10 protein-coding genes are annotated in these 15,897 nt (G+C 62.3%); 9 read left to right on the forward strand and 1 reads right to left on the reverse strand.

Annotated elements, in window-relative coordinates; all coding sequences use genetic code 11:
- Positions 1-30 precede the first annotated feature (30 nt).
- Together NTD80_RS03325 and NTD80_RS03330 are read left to right on the forward strand one after the other, a co-directional pair.
- Complete coding sequence (locus tag NTD80_RS03325; protein ID WP_262132134.1) at positions 31-1,329, forward strand: MFS transporter; 1,299 nt, start codon at positions 31-33, stop codon at positions 1,327-1,329.
- Positions 1,326-2,303, forward strand: a complete 978-nt coding sequence (locus NTD80_RS03330) for an NAD(P)-dependent oxidoreductase (RefSeq protein WP_262132136.1) — start codon at positions 1,326-1,328, stop codon at positions 2,301-2,303. The genes NTD80_RS03325 and NTD80_RS03330 overlap by 4 nt, the downstream gene beginning before the upstream one ends.
- A gap of 80 nt (positions 2,304-2,383) precedes the next feature.
- Here NTD80_RS03330 and NTD80_RS03335 read toward each other — a convergent pair whose 3' ends face one another.
- A complete protein-coding gene (locus NTD80_RS03335; protein ID WP_262132138.1) occupies positions 2,384-4,009 on the reverse strand; it encodes a methyl-accepting chemotaxis protein in 1,626 nt (541 codons plus the stop codon).
- Positions 4,010-4,242: 233 nt separating this feature from the next.
- On the opposite strand from NTD80_RS03335, the gene NTD80_RS03340 reads away from it, so the two are divergent.
- From NTD80_RS03340 to NTD80_RS03370, 7 genes are all read left to right on the forward strand, one after another.
- A complete protein-coding gene (locus NTD80_RS03340; RefSeq protein WP_262132140.1) occupies positions 4,243-5,667 on the forward strand; it encodes a nucleobase:cation symporter-2 family protein in 1,425 nt (474 codons plus the stop codon).
- Between the two features lie 16 nt (positions 5,668-5,683).
- Positions 5,684-6,145, forward strand: a complete 462-nt coding sequence (locus NTD80_RS03345) for an LEA type 2 family protein (protein WP_201144177.1) — start codon at positions 5,684-5,686, stop codon at positions 6,143-6,145.
- 5 nt (positions 6,146-6,150) lie between these two features.
- Positions 6,151-6,702, forward strand: a complete 552-nt coding sequence (locus NTD80_RS03350) for a GNAT family N-acetyltransferase (protein WP_262132141.1) — start codon at positions 6,151-6,153, stop codon at positions 6,700-6,702.
- 310 nt (positions 6,703-7,012) lie between these two features.
- The gene (locus NTD80_RS03355) at positions 7,013-10,093 is read left to right on the forward strand and encodes a hypothetical protein (RefSeq protein WP_262132143.1); all 3,081 of its coding nucleotides are present in this window, start codon (positions 7,013-7,015) and stop codon (positions 10,091-10,093) included.
- Between the two features lie 107 nt (positions 10,094-10,200).
- The gene (locus tag NTD80_RS03360; protein WP_262132145.1) at positions 10,201-11,442 is read left to right on the forward strand and encodes an exonuclease SbcCD subunit D C-terminal domain-containing protein; all 1,242 of its coding nucleotides are present in this window, start codon (positions 10,201-10,203) and stop codon (positions 11,440-11,442) included.
- Positions 11,439-15,077: an SbcC/MukB-like Walker B domain-containing protein gene (locus NTD80_RS03365; protein WP_262132146.1), complete on the forward strand. Its 3,639-nt coding sequence runs from the start codon at positions 11,439-11,441 to the stop codon at positions 15,075-15,077. The genes NTD80_RS03360 and NTD80_RS03365 overlap by 4 nt, the downstream gene beginning before the upstream one ends.
- A complete protein-coding gene (locus tag NTD80_RS03370; RefSeq protein WP_262132147.1) occupies positions 15,074-15,673 on the forward strand; it encodes a glutathione S-transferase in 600 nt (199 codons plus the stop codon). The genes NTD80_RS03365 and NTD80_RS03370 overlap by 4 nt, the downstream gene beginning before the upstream one ends.
- Positions 15,674-15,897: the final 224 nt, after the last annotated feature.

A 15,897-nucleotide genomic window follows, 5' to 3' on the forward strand; every position in this document is an offset into this window, starting at 1 on the left:
CACAACTACAACAAGCTCAGGAGCAACCCCATGGAAACCGTGAAACTCGCCACCCGTCGTTGGTGGTACATCATGCCCATCGTTTTTATCACCTACAGCCTGGCGTACCTGGACCGCGCCAACTACGGCTTCGCCGCCGCCTCCGGGATGGCCGAAGACTTGATGATCACCCCCGGCATGTCATCGCTGCTGGGTGCATTGTTTTTCCTTGGCTACTTTTTTTTCCAGGTGCCGGGGGCGATCTACGCGCAAAAGCGCAGCGTTAAAAAACTGATCTTTGTCAGCATGATCCTCTGGGGCGGGCTGGCCACGCTGACAGGCGTGGTGTCCAACGCCTACATGCTGATCGTCATTCGCTTCATGCTTGGCGTGGTCGAGGCTGCCGTGATGCCGGCGATGCTGGTGTACCTGTGCCACTGGTTTACGCGTGCCGAACGCTCGCGCGCCAACACCTTCCTGATCCTCGGCAACCCGGTGACCATGCTGTGGATGTCGGTGGTCTCGGGGTATTTGGTGCAGCATTTTAGCTGGCGCTGGATGTTCATCATCGAAGGCCTGCCGGCGGTGCTCTGGGCGTTTATCTGGTGGAAGCTGGCGGATGAAAAACCCGCCGACGCCAAGTGGCTGAGCGAGCAGCATAAAAAAGACCTGGAAAGCGCGTTGGCCGCCGAGCAGGTCGGGATCAAGGCGGTGAAAAACTACGCCGAAGCGTTCCGTTCGCCGAAAGTCATCATCCTCGCGCTGCAGTTCTTCTGCTGGAGCATCGGCGTGTACGGCTTCGTGTTGTGGCTGCCGTCGATCCTCAAGAAAGGCTTGCAGATGGACATGGTCGAGGCCGGCTGGCTGTCGGCCCTGCCTTACCTGGCGGCGGTGATTGCCATGCTGGCGGTGTCCTGGGGCTCGGACAAACTGCAAAAGCGCAAACGCTTCGTCTGGCCACCGCTGCTGATTGCCTCCATCGCGTTCTATGCGTCCTACGTGCTCGGCGCCGAACACTTCTGGTGGTCCTACACCCTGCTGGTGATTGCCGGCGCCTGCATGTACGCGCCTTACGGCCCGTTTTTCGCGATTGTGCCGGAAATCCTCCCGGCCAACGTCGCCGGGGGCGCCATGGCGCTGATCAACAGCATGGGCGCCCTGGGCTCGTTCGGTGGCTCGTACCTGGTGGGTTACCTCAATAGCAGCACCGGTTCGCCCGGCGCTTCGTACCTGCTGATGAGCGGCGCGTTGCTGCTGTCAGTGGTGCTGACGATTTTCCTCAAGCCCGGCGCCAGCGACCGTGAACGTGCGCCGTTGCCCACCCTTGAATTGAAGGCCAAAACCTCATGAAAAAATCTGTCGTGCTTTACAAGAAACTCTCCGCCCCCTTGATGGCGCGCTTGCATGAGCAGGCCGACGTCACCCTGATCGAAGCGCTGGACCAGACCGGCCTGGCCAAGCTGCGCGACGCCCTGCCCGGCGCCCATGGATTGCTCGGCGCCAGCCTGCGCCTGGATGCGCAATTGCTCGACCTGGCGCCGCAATTGGAAGCGGTGGCCAGTGTGTCGGTGGGCGTCGACAACTACGACATCGACTACCTGACCCAACGCGGCATCCTGCTCAGCAATACCCCGGACGTGCTCACTGAAACCACCGCCGACACTGGCTTCGCGCTGGTCCTGGCCACCGCCCGGCGCGTGGTCGAATTGGCCGACATGGTGCGAGCCGGCCAGTGGAACAAGAATATCGGCCCGGCGCACTTCGGCACTGACGTACACGGCAAGACGCTCGGCATCATCGGCATGGGCCGCATTGGCGAGGCCTTGGCCCAGCGCGGGCATTTCGGCTTCGGCATGCCGGTGATCTACCACAGCCACGCGCCCAAGCCCGCCGTGGAAAAGCGCTTTGGCGCGCAGTACCGTAGCCTGGATGACTTGCTGCAACAGGCCGACTTTGTCTGCCTGACCCTGCCGCTCACGGCCGAAACCGAGAAACTCATCGGCGCCGAGCAGTTCGCGCGGATGGGCCCGGAGACGATCTTCATCAATATTTCGCGGGGCAAGGTGGTGGACGAAGCGGCGCTGGTCGAGGCGTTGGAGAAACGCACGATTCGCGCGGCGGGACTGGACGTGTTCGAGCGCGAGCCGCTGGATCACGACTCGCCGTTGCTACGCCTGAACAATGTAGTGGCCACGCCGCATATCGGCTCGGCCACCCATGAAACCCGCGAAGCGATGGCCCAGTGCGCGGTGGACAATCTACTCGCGGCGTTGGCCGGTGAGCGGCCGAAGAACCTGGTCAACCCCACGGCCTGGAAGCAATAAACGGTCTGAATAATCGGCTCCCGCCCACCCCCTGCAGGTGCCGGCTTACCGGCGCCTACCAGGGTTGACCGTACGTCCAATCAGATCACAAACCTGGCAACCATCCCGTTCAAATCCACCGCCAGGCGCGACAACTCATGGCTGGCCGCGCTGGTCTGGTTGGCGCCCGCCGCCGACTGCGTGGCCAGGTCGCGGATGTTCACCAGGTTGCGGTCCACTTCACGCGAGACCTGGGCCTGTTCTTCCGATGCGCTGGCGATCACCAGGTTGCGTTCGTTGATCAGGCTGATGGACTGGGTGATCTGCTCCAGGGCCACGCCGGCGGCGCGCGCCATTTCCAGGGTGTTCTGGGTGCGTTGGTTGCTCTGCTGCATCGACTGCACGGCTTCACCGGTACCGTTCTGGATACCGGCGACCATCTTCTCGATTTCCTGGGTCGACTGCGCCGTGCGATGGGCCAGGGCCCGCACTTCGTCCGCCACCACCGCAAAGCCGCGCCCCGCCTCACCGGCACGTGCTGCTTCAATCGCGGCGTTGAGCGCCAGCAGGTTGGTCTGCTCGGCAATCGCGCGGATCACGTCCAGCACCTTGCCGATATCCCGGCCCTGGGACGCCAGGCCTTCGATCAGCACTGCCGTGTTTTGCACATCCTGGGTCATGGTCTGGATCGCCCCGACGGTTTCCACCACACGGTCGCGCCCTTCCCGCGCGGCCTGATTGGATTGGCCGGACGCTTCGGAGGTGGACACCGCGTTGCGTGCGACTTCTTCCACGGCGGCGGTCATTTCGTTGACGGCCGTGGCGGCCTGGTCGATCTCATTGTTCTGTTGCTGCAGGCCACGCGAAGCTTCCTCGGTGACTGCGCTCAACTCTTCCGCTGCCGAGGCCAGTTGCGTCGCCGAGCCGGCGATGTGCTGGATAGTCTGGCGCAGGTTGGCTTGCATGCTCGCCAACGCGCTGATCAAGCGGGCGGGTTCATCCTTGCCGTCATCCGCGATCACTTTGCTCAAATTGCCGCCGGCGATGGTTTCCGCCACTTCCACGGCCTTGCGCAACGGGGTGACGATGCTGCGGGTCAGCAGCCAGGCCAACAGCACGGTCATCAGCGCAGCGACCACCGACACAATGATGATGCCGCTGACGGCCTGCTGGTAACTGCCCTCGGCTTCGCGGCCAGCCTGGTCGGCATCGGCACTGTTGATCGCAATCAACTTGTTCAACTGCTCGCCCATCAGGTCGGTACCGTCCTTGATCCGCGTGTTGATCAGGGTGCGCATCTCATCGACTTTGTTTTGCTGGGACAGCGACATCATTTCAGCCTGTGCGGCGAAATAACTGTCGAGCGTCGCCGCGAAGGTCTTGTACAAGGCCGATTCTTCAGGGCCGGCCGGCATCACGGCGTAGGCCGCCTGGGCCTGCTTGACCTTGTCCATCAGCACCGCCACGCGGGTCTTGGCCTCGTCCAGGGCCGCTGGCTCGCGATTGATCAGGATGCGAAAGGACAAGATGCGCAGGCGCAGGACGTTTTCGGTCATGGTGCCGAGAAACTTCACGCTGGGTAACTGATTGGTCCCCATGTCCAGCGATGACTGGCGAATCGTGGTCATGCGGTTGACCGCAAACACACCCAGGATGATGACAAGCAACGCAATGAACGCAAAACCGAGGAAGGCGCGGGGAGCAATGTTCAGATTACGGAGGGACATAGGGGTGCTCTCAAGAAGTAGTGTTGGCGAGCGTCCCTGCCGCGACACGATCCGTCAGCGTCAACGCGCTGTTCGGACCTCTGGCACCACTGTTGTAATAAGTGTGTGGGGCCTGTCCAGGCTATCGGCCGACTTGAGAAATTAATGCGGGTGTTTCGAAATATATTTACACACTTCTGACGACCGGCACTTTCTGGCATCCTGCGCCTCCATTTCCCAGCCTGGCCCGTACTTTGTCTGACGCTCAAGCCCCCCGCCCCCGTTATAAATCCGACCTGATCTACGGCCTGGAAGACCGCCCGCACTTCACCGCGGCGATTTTTGCGGCGTTGCAGCATGTGTTGGCCAGTTTTGTCGGCATCATCACCCCGACCCTGATCGTCGGCGGCGTGCTCGGCCTGGAAAGCGAAGTGCCCTATCTAGTGAGCATGGCGTTGTTCGTGTCCGGGCTCGGCACTTTTGTGCAAGCGCGCACATTCGGCCCGATCGGCTCCGGACTGCTGTGCCTGCAAGGCACCAGTTTCTCGTTTATCAGTGTGATTCTCAGCGCCGGCTTCATGGTCAAGGCGCGCGGCGGCGGCACCGATGAGATCCTCTCGACGATCTTCGGCATCTGCTTTTTCGCGGCGTTTATCGAAGTGGTGCTCAGCCAGTTCATCGGCAAGCTGCGCAAGTTGATCACCCCGGTGGTGACCGGCACCATCATTACCCTGATGGGCCTGTCGCTGATCAAGGTAGCGGTCACCGACATGGCCGGCGGGTTTGGCGCCAGCGACCTCGGCGCCGCCAGCAATATGGGGCTCGCGGCCCTGGTACTGCTGACCATCGTGGTGCTCAATCGCTTCAATAACCCGTTCCTGCGCCTGGGCTCGATCGTGATCGGCCTGACCCTCGGCTTTGTCGTCGCCTGGTGGCTGGGCCGCGTCGACATGGCTGCCCTGCCCCAGGTGCCGCTGATCAGCGTGCCGGTGCCGTTCAAGTACGGCTTTTCGTTTGACTGGGTGGCGTTTATCCCGGTGGCGGTGATCTTCCTGATTTCGCCGCTGGAAGCCGCCGGCGACCTGACGGCCAACTCGATGATTTCCCAGCAACCGGTCAAGGGCCCGCTGTACATCAAGCGCATCAAGTCGGGCTTGCTGGCCGACGGCCTCAACTCGGCCATGGCCGCTACCTTCAACAGCCTGCCGATGGTGACCTTCGCGCAGAACAACGGCGTGATCCAGCTGACCGGCGTCGCCAGCCGCTACGTGGCGTACTTCATCGCCGGCCTGCTGGTGCTGCTGGGGCTGTTCCCGATGATCGGCGCAGTGCTGCAACTGATGCCCAAGCCGGTGCTGGGCGGCGCCACGCTGATCATGTTCGGCACCGTGGCCGTGGCCGGCATCAAGATCCTCGCCGAAGCCGGGCTGCATCGGCGCAACGTGCTGATCGTGGCGATCTCGCTGGGCATGGGCCTGGGCGTCGCCGCCGTGCCGGAAGTGCTGCGCGAGCTGCCAAAAGCGCTGCACAACATCTTCGAGTCGCCGATCACCGTGGGTGCGTTCTGTGCAATCCTGCTGAACATTTTCCTGCCGGAAGAGTTCATAGAACTGGAAGAAGATGAATTTGATCCGGAGTCCTCTACCCTCAAGGTCATGCAGGATCCGGACGTCACCTAATAGGAGCCCCTTTCAAATGCGCAAGCTCATGGTTGTATCCCTGTTGCTGCTGACCTTGAGCGCCTGCGCGCTGTTCCCCAACCGCGACCCGGTAAACATCAACGTGGTCGGCATCGAACCGCTGCAAAGCCAGGACCTGGAAGTGCGCTTCGCCGTGAAGCTGCGGGTGCAGAACCCCAATGAAACGGCGATCGACTACACCGGCGTGGCCCTGGACCTGGAGGTCAATGGCCGGCCGCTGGCGTCGGGGGTGAGTGATCAGAGCGCAAGCATCCCGCGGTTTTCCGAGACTGTTCTGACAGTGCCGGTCAGCGTTTCGGCGTTTTCAGTGTTGCGCCAGACCCTCGGCCTGAGCCAGACCCAAAGCCTCAATAACCTGCCCTACGTGCTGCGCGGCAAACTCGCAGGCGGCCTGTTCGGCACGATGCGCTTCGTGGACCGGGGCACCCTGGACCTGCCGAACACCGCGACCTGGTAACCGCCATGCAACCGACGCTATTGACCGAACGCCTGATTTTGCGCCCTCTGACCCTGGACGACGCCGACGGAATCCAGCAGCAATTCGCGCATTGGGACGTGGTGCGCTACCTCAACGCCCTGGTGCCCTGGCCCTACCCGGCCGATGGCGCGCGCACCTACCTGGAACAGATCGCCTTGCCCGCCATGGCCCGTGGCGAGGAATGGCACTGGTCGATCCGCCTTAAAGCAGCGCCCGGGCAACTGATCGGCAACGTCAGCTTGATGGACGAGCACGACAACAATCGCGGTTTCTGGCTGGGCCCGCAGTGGCAGGGGCAAGGGTTGATGACCGAAGCCAGCGCGGCGGTGACCGACTACTGGTTCGGCGTACTCAAGCGAGCGGTCTTGCGCGTGCCCAAGGCTGCGCCGAACCTGGGGTCACGGCGGATTTCCGAGCGCACGGGCATGCGTTTGATCAGGACCGATCACGGTGAATTCGTCGAAGGCATCTTCCCACGCGATATCTGGGAAATGACCCGTGAGGAATGGCTGGAAAGCAAATCCCCTCAACGCTGAACGCCACCTGTGGGAGCGATTGGCATCGAGACCCGTGAAGAATCGCTGGGCCACAATCGGCACGGTCCGAACTGCGGGCTTGCCCACGAAGGCGGTCTGTCAGTAAAAAATCTGCTGCATGTTGATGTGCGTCGCCACGTGTCTGCGTGCGGGCATCAACAGGCGTCTTCCATTCATGACTGCCCACTCGTCGCTACTGTCAATTCTCACAGGTGCTGAATCGCATCTATTTGACGCTAAATCCTGTGTACGACCTGCCGCGCGTCACTCGCCAGTACGGGTCATTCCACTACTCACAGGACGCCTGATCATGGATCAAGAACAGCTCTCCAACCCGCGGCTGCCCGCCGTATGCCCGCCCTTACATCCTGAACCGGGGGCTGACGACATTTTCGACCTGACCACCCCCGAATACCACGCACCCGTGCCATTTTCCGAGCTCCCACTTTACATCCCCGGCATGACCACGCCTGTGGTCGGCTTCGACGGTGGGATCAACCTGGCCGCCCTGGACAACCACCGCGACGAGGGTCTGCTGTGCATCCTGTTGCCCTATCTGGACATGACGCAGCTGGATTTCATCGAGCTGTTCTACCGCGATGTCATCACGCCCGTGGCGACTCACACAGTGACCAAGGAACAAGCCGACAAGGGCATACAGATCCCGTTGTACATCCCCCGTTCGCGGTTTACAGACGGCCCCGTGGAACCGATTTTTTTCCGGGTTACGCGAGTGCACGGTGGAACGGAGGAGACTCGCCGCTTCAGGCTCAAAATCGACACCGTAGCGCCTGCCGGGCCGGATCCGATACCTAGCGAGCCGTGGCACTCCAACCTGGGCGCGCCCGAGCCGGATACCGACTTCGTCGATGAAGCAGCAGCCGGTCTGGGAGTGAAGGTGGCAATTCCCTTCTACCCCCTTGACATCAACAGGCCCGCCAACACCTACCGCACGGTGCGGGACCGCATTCGCCTGAGCATTGGCGGATTTATCCTCAACCACCGGGTCACCGAAGGCGAGGCAGCCGGCCGCGAGCCGATTGTCATCTGGGTGTATGCGGGCACCTGGGCGCAGATCGGCAGCGGCTCCCACGTCTGCGAGTACGAAGTCGTCGATGAGGTGGGTAACTATTCCCCAGGCTGGTCACCGGCGGTGTTGATCGAGGTCGAGCTGGATGATGGCGCCGAACCGCTGCTGCCTGAGTGCTACATCTACGAAGCACCTGCGGACGTCCTTGATGTGGACGAGCAGATGGGGGAAGACGCCACCATCGAAGTCTCCGTTCATCGCTTTGACTATGTGGTCGGCGATCTGATTCGGGTCAGGGCTATTGGCCGCAATGCGCAGGGGGTGAGCGTCACCACCTACTACGAACATCGCGTCACGGTCACCGGGCGCAATGCCCGCATCCCCTTCCCGTTCGAGGATTTTGCGCAACTGGTGGGCGGGCGTGTGCAATTGTCCTATGAGCGCATACGCGCTGGCGTTCCAAACCGGCGCTCGCACACGACTATCGTGCAGGTCACCGGCACACCGATTAACGTCAGCTTGCCAGCACCTCGCGTGGACGAGGCGCCGGACGGCGCAACCCTGCCGCCGGAATCGGCATATGTCACCGTAAGAATTGACGAATACACAGGCCAGGACCCTTTCGACCTGGTCACCCTGTTCCTGGTTGGCGTGTATGCCAACGGTTCGCGGTATTACCGCGAGGTTTACAACGCGGCCGGTGAGGGGCCTATCACCTTCCGGTTGGTGAACGGGATCAACGGCGATATCGCCAAACTCGAAGGGGGTACCCTCAGGCTTTCTTATACCGTCACTAACGCCCAAGGAACTCGCCCCTCGCAGGATCTGCTGCTCGATATCGGATTACCCCAGGCCTCGTTGCCTGAACCATTCGTGGAACAGGCACCGCCTCCCGAGTATGTGTTCGATCCAGACCAGTCAAGCGGTGACGCACGCATCCTGGTCCGGGCACACACCGATATACAAGAAGGCGACATCATCACCTTGTACTTCGAAGGTAGCGCCATCGGCGGCAGTGCGCCTCCCATCATCTTCCAGGTATTGCCGCACTGGGTTGGCCGCGACCTGCCATTTACCGTCCAGCGCCAGTATGTTCTGGCCAATCTCAACAGATCGGCGCGTATTTACTACACCCTCACCCGTACGGGTGTACGCACGCGGTTATCCCATCCCGTCGTGATGAAAGTCGGTGCCATGCTGACCTTGGATGTACCTGAAGTGCTGGAAGCCACGAAGACAGGCCCGACGAGTGCGCAGATGAATCCGTTGCATATCGATCAAGCCGCGGTGTTCACCATCCGCGTGAGGTATGCGCCGATGCTTTATACCGATGACATCACCGTCTTCCTGTTCGGCAAGCCCGGTTTTGCGATACCGGCCATCAAACCGAAGCCGGGCGACCCGTCCTTGGGGTATGTTGATTTCTATGCCTCCGGCAGGAATATCGCAGCTCATCTGGGGCAGGTACTCAGAGTGGGCTATAGCGTCCACCGCCAGGGAGCCCTCACAAACTCCGAGGTACTGGACTTGCGGGTACTGGCGTTTGATGAGCTGACGCCCAATCCACTTCCCTTCCCAAGGATCAACGACATCGCTCCGGGCGGAACGCTGAACCTCAACACCATTGTCGGCGATGCGACCGCCGCCGTGGCCAAGTGGCCCCTGAGTGCGGCGGGCGATCGGGTGTGGCTGACCTGCAGCAGCGCAGGCGTGGGTGACTTGAACCTGTTGACGGCACACACGCTCACATCAACGGAGGCGGCGAATGGGCTGCATAACCTGCCAGTACTGCGCAGTTGGCTGGAGTCGATCCCCAACAACAGTCCCATCCATGTGACGTTCCAGGCAACATTCGATGGCACCCTGGATGCCGGGAGCATCGTCACCTTTCCGATCACGACATACACCGTTGTGCAACGGAGCAAGCTGTCGATGGAATGGCCTTTCACCACCGGCAGCTGGCACGGCTGGAGCGCAGATGGACCGTACAGAGACACGAACAACATCGCCAATGAAGGCGTAGGGCTTGGGATTGGCTCCTATACCGACGGGTCTTACAACTTTGCCGGGCCGGTCATCGCCTATACCGTCCAGGTACAAGCCAACAAGACCTATGACTTGAGCTTTTCACTGCGCGCCATACGAGCCACGGGCGCAAACGCAACCAACATCTATCTCACCGTCAATGGCAGTGCTATCGGCTCAGCCGTGAACACACAAAGACAAACGACCTGGCGCACCGGTACTGGCATCTATACCGCGTCGACCACAGGGTCGGTAAGGCTTGGTCTATACAACACGATCGCCAGTGGCGACGGGAATGACTTCTACATCGGGCAAGTCACGATGAAGGAACGGTAACTAACTGAAACAACTGATCGTTCCCAGCTCGCCCGGGAACGATCAGCCCCCTCCTTCAGGTTTACAGGTAAACTCCCTCCTTTTTCACCTTCCCCACGGAGTTCGCCTTGCGTCTGTTCCACACCTCCGACTGGCACCTTGGCCAAAACCTGCACGGCCAGGAACGCGACTTCGAACACGCCTGCTTCCTTGAATGGCTGCTGCGCCAGATCGGCACCCAGCACCCGGATGTGCTGCTGATCGCCGGCGATATCTTCGACACGGTCAACCCGCCGCTCAAGGCCCAGGAGCGCCTGTATGACTTCATCATCAGCGCCCACGAACAAAACCCGAAACTGACCATTGTGATGATCGCCGGCAACCACGACTCCGGCTCGCGGATCGAGCTGCCCGCGCCGTTGATGCGGCGCCTGCGCACCCATGCACTGGGCCGCGTGTTGTGGCTGGAGGATGGCGAACTGGACGCCGAACGCCTGCTGATCCCGCTGCCCGGCGCCAACGGCAAGGTCGCCGCCTGGTGCCTGGCGCTGCCGTTTCTGCGCCCGGCGGAAGTCACCGGCGCCCACCTCGGCGACGATTACCTGCGGGGGATTGGCCAGGTGCACGAACGGTTGATCGCGGCGGCCAATGCCAAACGCAAAAAAGGCCAGCCGTTGATAGCCATCAGTCACGCGCACATGGCTGGCGGTTCGGTGTCGGAAGATTCCGAGCGCAGCCTGATCATCGGCAACGCCGAGGCGCTGCCGGCCAGCTTGTTTGATAAAAGCGTGAACTATGTGGCCCTCGGCCATTTGCACAAGCCGCAACGGGTCAATGGCGAAGAGCGCATTCGTTATAGCGGATCGCCGATTCCGCTGTCTTTTTCCGAAATCGGCTACAAGCATCAGATTCTCGATGTGACCTTCCAGGGCCAGTGCCTGGTGAGTGTCGAGCCGCTCCTGATCCCGCGCTCGGTCAACCTGCAGCGCCTGGAGGCCGCGCCACTGGCGGACATCCTCAAACAGCTGGCGGACTTGCCCGACATCGACCTGCTCGCCGAAACGCAGCGCCATCCGTGGCTGGAAGTGCGCGTGCGCCTCGACGAACCGCAACCGGACCTGCGCCAGCAAATCGAAACCGCGCTGCAAGGCAAGGCCGTGCGCCTGGTGCGCATCGCCGCCGACTATGCAGGCAAGCGCGGCAGTGACGACACTGACGAAGAGCGCCTGGTCGAACTCGACCAGCTCACGCCCCAGGAGCTGTTCAGCCGCGCCTGGCAGGACAGCTACGGCAGCGAGGTGGATGAACAGACCTTGAAGGATTTCGCCGTGCTGCTCCAGGAAGTGCAACACGCGGGGGAACAGCCATGAAGATTCTTGCCATCCGCCTGAAAAACCTCGCCTCGCTGGCCGGCCCGTTCGAAATCGACTTTACCGCCGAGCCGCTGGCGAGTGCCGGGTTGTTCGCGATCACCGGGCCGACCGGTGCGGGTAAAAGTACCCTCCTCGATGCGCTGTGCCTGGCGCTGTTTGGCGCGGTGCCACGCCTGGGTGATACCGGCCAGGCCAAGATGCCGGACGCCGACACGGATATTTCCATCGGCGACCCGCGCACCCTGGTCCGACGCGGTACCGGCGGCGGCTATGCCGAGGTGGATTTCGTCGGCGTCAATGGCCGTCGTTATCGCGCGCGCTGGGAAGCCAATCGCGCCCGCGACAAGGCCAGCGGCAAGTTGCAGAACAGCCGCCAAAGCCTGATCGACCTCGACAGCGACCAACTGCTGGCCAGCCAGAAAACCGAATACAAGACCCAGCTGGAATTGGCCCTGGGCCTGAATTTCGAGCAGTTCACCCGCGCCGTGTTGTTGGCGCAAAGCGAATTCAGTGCGTTCCTCAAGGCCAATGACAACGAGCGCAGCGAACTGCTGGAAAAGCTCACCGACACCGCGCTCTACACCCAGCTCGGTCGCCGCGCGTTCGACAAGGCCAAGGAAGCCAAGGACGCGCATAAACACCTGCAGGACCAGGCCACTGGCGTGGTGCCCCTGGCCCCCGAGGCCCGCGCCGAACTCGACGAGCAATTCGACGCTGCCCAACAGCAGTTCAAGGCGCAACAGGCGCAACTCAAGCAGCTGGAACTGCAGCACACCTGGCTCAAGGAGCTGCGTGAATGGCAAGACCGCCAGCTCAGCGCAACCGAGCAATTGCAGCGCGCGCAGGCCGAGTGGGACAGCCTGGGCCCGCAACGCCAGGACCTGAGCCGCCTGGACCAGCTGGCGCCGCAGCGCCATCACTTTGCGCGCCAGGCCGAACTCGACAATCTGCTCACGCCCTTGGCCGCGCAGATTCAGGCGCATCTGGCGCAACAGGCCGAACTGCAGACCCGCCAGGAGCAGGCACTCCAGCAGCAGGCGGCGGCCCACGCCGCGCTGGCCGAGGCCGTCAAGCAACAAGCTGACGCCGCCCCGCTGCTGCTGCAAGCCTTCGCCGAACACAACACCCTCGCCCACTTGACCAAGGACCTGGCCAAGCGCACCGAAGACAAACTCCAGCAAGAAACCGCCTGCACCGAAGGCCAGGCGTTGCTCAAGGGCTTGCAGGACAAGCACACCCACGTTGCCGAGCGCCTGCAGCGGCTGGCCGCCGAGCTTGAGCGCAGCGCCGTCCTCGCGCCGCTGAGCGATGCCTGGAGCGCCTATCGCGACCGCCTGCAACAGCTGATGCTGATTGGCAATCGCCTGAACAAAGGCCAGGCCGAACTGCCGCAACTGGAACAGCGGGCCACCCGCGCCGCAGAAAAATTCGCCGAGCAACGCGACGCCCTGGACCTGCTGTATCAGGAAGCGGGTGCCGAACCCCATGCCGTGGCCGAGCAGATCCAATTGCTGGCCAGCCTGCTACAGGACAATCGCAAGCAACAGCGCGCCTTTGAAGACCTCACGCGGTTGTGGGACAGCCAGCAACAGCTGGACCAGCAGGCGAGCGCGCTGACGCAAAAACTCGCGGACGCCCAGCAACAACGCGAACAACTGAACCAGGCCGGCCTGCAAGCCAAGGCCGAACTGACCGTCGCCGAGCAAACCCTGACGGTGACCAAGCAATTGCTGGAACGCCAGCGCCTGGCCCGCAGTGCCAGCGTCGAGGAGTTGCGCGAGCAGTTGCAGGACGACCAGCCGTGCCCGGTGTGCGGCAGCCATGAGCACCCGTATCACCAGCCCGAAGCCTTGCTGCAAAGCCTCGGTCGGCATGACGACAGCGAAGAGGCGGCGGCGCAGACAGCCGTCGACACGCTCAAGGAAAAACTCACCGAGCTGCGCGGCGAAGTCGGCGGCCTGATTGCCCAGCAAAAGGAATTCCTGCAACAACAGGAGCAGGTGGTCAGCCAACAGCAAGGCCTCAAGCCGAGCCTGGATGCGCATCCGCTGGCGGCCGCGCTGTTCAATCAGGACACGGCCAAGCGCAGCGACTGGCTGACCCAGCAACTCAGCCAACTGACCCAGAACATCGCCCAGGACGAACAGCGCCAAGGCGCCCTGCTCAACCTGCAACAAAACGCCGGGCGCCTGCAGCAACAACTGCAAGCAGCCCAGGATGCCAGCCAGCAGGCTCGCCAGTTGCTGGTGGACCAGCAGCGCGAGCTGTCCAGCGACCGCGAGCGCCTCGACGAAGAACTCAACGCCTTCGCCAGCGTGTTGCCCGCCGACACCCTCGAAGGCTTGCGCCGCGAACCGGCCGCGACGTTCATGCAGCTGGACCAGCAGGTCAGCCAACGCCTGGAGCAACTGGGCCATCAGCGCGATGAACTGGCCGAGCAGCAGGAGCGCCAGCAGGCCATCGAGAAAGAACAAACCCACCAGCAACATCGCCAGCAGCAACTCGACGCCCTGCTCCAGCAGGTCGCGGAATTGGCCGCACAACGGCAGGCCGCCGAGGAAAAACTCAGCACCCTGCTCGGCGAGCACCCCAGCGCCGAACACTGGCAGCAGCAACTCGACCAGGCGGTGGCGCAGTCACGCCAGAGCGAAACCGACGCCAACCAGCAACTGCAGGACACGCGCGACGCCTTGATCCAATTGGCCGCCGACCTAAAAGCCCAGCAGGAACGCCAGCAGGCGCTGCAAGCCGAGCAACAGGGTCTCGTCACACGCCTGCAGGACTGGCGCGCGCTGCACCCCGAACTGGACGACGAGGGCCTGGCCCGCTTGCTGGCCCTCGACGAGTCGCACATCAACGCGCTGCGCCAACAGCTGCAGCACAGCGAAAAAGCCGTCGAACAGGCCAAGGTCCTGCTGCAGGAACGCGAGCAACGCCTCGCCGAACACCAGGCTCTGCACAACGGCAACCTGGAGGCCGAACACCTCGACAGCACCCTGGCCGCGCTCAACCAGCATCTGGCCGAGGGCGAGAAACACTGCGCCGAACTGCGCGCGCGCCAGTCCGAAGACCAGCGCCGCCAGGACGCCAACCATGCCCTCGGCGAGCAGATCGCCAGGGCCTATGACGAATGGCAACGCTGGGCCCGCCTGAATGCACTGATCGGCTCGGCCAATGGCGACACCTTCCGCAAGATCGCCCAGACCTACAACCTCGACCTGCTGGTGCACCACGCCAACGTGCAACTGCGCCAACTGGTGCGCCGCTATCGCCTCAAGCGCGGCGGCAGCATGCTCGGCCTGTTGGTACTGGATACGGAAATGGGCGATGAACTGCGCTCGGTGCATTCACTGTCGGGTGGCGAGACCTTCCTGGTGTCGCTGGCCCTGGCGCTGGGCCTGGCATCGATGGCGTCGAGTACGTTGAAGATCGAGTCGCTGTTTATCGACGAGGGCTTCGGCAGCCTCGACCCCGAATCCCTGCAATTGGCGATGGACGCCCTCGATGGCCTGCAGGCCCAGGGCCGCAAAGTCGCGGTGATCTCCCACGTGCAGGAGATGCACGAACGCATCCCGGTGCAGATCCAGGTCAAGCGCCAGGGCAATGGCTTGAGCACCCTGGAGGTCAAGTGAGCGAGGCGCTGCTGTATTCGTTCCGGCGCTGCCCGTATGCCATGCGGGCGCGGTTGGCGTTGCGCTATTGCGGCGTGCCGGTGCAGATCGTCGAGGTGAGCCTCAAGGCCAAGCCGGCCGCGATGCTGGCGCTATCGCCCAAGGGCACGGTGCCGGTGCTGTGCGTCGACGGTCGGGTGATCGAGGAAAGCCTGGAGATCATGCAATGGGCCTTGGCGCAAAATGATCCTGAGGATTGGTTGCTCGGGGGTGACCCGCGGGTGCTGGCATTGATTGCCGAGAATGACCAGGTGTTCAAACATCACTTGAATCGATACAAGTACGCCGAACGCTACCCGCAGCAGCCGATGGAACACTATCGGGCCGAAGGCGAGGTGTTTTTGCAGCAGTTGGAGGGGTTGCTGGCGGAAAATGACTACTTGCTGGCCGGGCATTTAAGCCTGGCCGACGTCGCACTGGCGCCGTTTGTGCGCCAGTTTGCCCATGTGGATCGCGAGTGGTTTGCCGGTACTCCTTATCACAGGCTGCAAACCTGGTTGCAACGCTTTCTGGAGTCGCCGCTGTTTGCAGCGGTAATGGCAAAACCTGCAGGCTGAGCGCAGATCAAAAATGCGGGCGCGGGCCGCTTGGGGTGAAAGTGCCTCTCATGGTGGGCAGGCCTCTCATGGTGAAAGGACCTCTTGGGGGGTGAGCTCTCCTCTCATGGTGAAAGGACCTCTTGGGGTGAGCTGGTCTCCAATGGTGAAAGGACCTCTTGTGGTGAGCTCGCTTCTTGTGGTGAGCGGGCTTGCCCCGCGTTGGGGGGGGGGGGCGCCCCCCC

This window comes from Pseudomonas sp. 13B_2.1_Bac1 (assembly GCF_025466155.1).
Classification (GTDB): domain Bacteria; phylum Pseudomonadota; class Gammaproteobacteria; order Pseudomonadales; family Pseudomonadaceae; genus Aquipseudomonas; species Aquipseudomonas aylmerensis.